Origin of the sequence: Limimaricola cinnabarinus LL-001, from assembly GCF_000466965.1 — a bacterium.
GTDB classification, from domain to species: Bacteria; Pseudomonadota; Alphaproteobacteria; order Rhodobacterales; family Rhodobacteraceae; genus Limimaricola; species Limimaricola cinnabarinus.
Window position 1 is genome coordinate 1 of the sequence record NZ_BATB01000161.1, and the last position, 1070, is coordinate 1070.

The window sequence follows — 1070 nt, forward strand, 5'->3', positions numbered from 1 at the left end:
TTTTTTGTTGCTTGCCAGAAGGTTGGAAGATCCGGGACACCTCGCCCCGGATCTCGATACGCAGCCCATCGCGGGCGTCGGTGTCCTTCCAGACCCGCACCTCTCCGAGCATCTCTCGCAATAGCCCGTTCGCCTCCACGATCTGACCGCTTCCGGTCATGAGCTCCTCCAGACGGCGGACTTGGATGCGGTAGGTTGCCTCCAGATCCTCGAGCGTCGGGAAGACCACCTCGGTGGCCTTTCCAAGCGCGCCAATCTCCTGACGGAGCGCATCTCGTTCGGCTTCCCTGCTTTTCAAGCGAACCAGCAGCGACTCTCCTGCTTCTTCCGTTTCCAGTCGGTCCAGCAGGCGCTCGATGGCCGTCTCGGTCCTCTTCAACTGTCCCTCGAGCTGCTTTATCTCTGCTTCACCACTCACGGGTTCGAGCCTCAGAAGGCGATCGACCTCCGCCGCGAACTGCTGGGCGAACGACGGGGTCATCAATCCCTGTCGCACACGTGCCAGAACCCGGTCTTCGAGCTTTTCCCGCGCAATCGTACGGCTGTTGTCGCACTCCTGAATGCCCTGGGTCTTGCGGGTGTAGCAGCCATAACGGTCCTTGCCGGTGAGCGTGTAGCCCCCGCCGCAGCAGCCGCATTTGACAATCCCGTTGAGGACATACCGAGCCCGGTGGCTGTCGTTCAGCGGCGACGTTTTACCTGCGTACTTCTCGTACGTGGCCGCGAGACGATCCTGTACCGCATTCCAGACGTGATCCTCGACGATAGCGAGTTGTGGGGCATCTCCATGGACAATGTCATCCAGATCCGTAGGGCGGGAAATTCGATTGCCGGTGTCGGGATCGCGGAAGAAACGGTTTCGTCCATAGACGATGATGCCGATATAGGCCTCGTTGCGCAGCATGCCATCCCGCTTCTTGGCATTGCCGCGGATGGTGCTGTCGTTCCATTTGCCCCCGGAAGGGGAGGGGATGCCCTGCTCATTCAGCGCGGCAGCGATCCTCCTTGGTGAGAGTCCATCAGCGTAATCATCGAAGATGCGTTTCACGATGTGAGGTGCTCCCCGGTTT

At 60.1% G+C, this 1070-nt stretch carries 1 protein-coding gene; it reads right to left on the reverse strand.

All coding sequences use genetic code 11. The features are described from left to right. Positions 1–1048 (reverse strand): recombinase family protein (locus MBELCI_RS18860; protein ID WP_235047707.1); only part of this gene is annotated, 1048 nt, incomplete at its 3' end. Between the last annotated feature and the right edge of the window lie 22 nt (positions 1049–1070).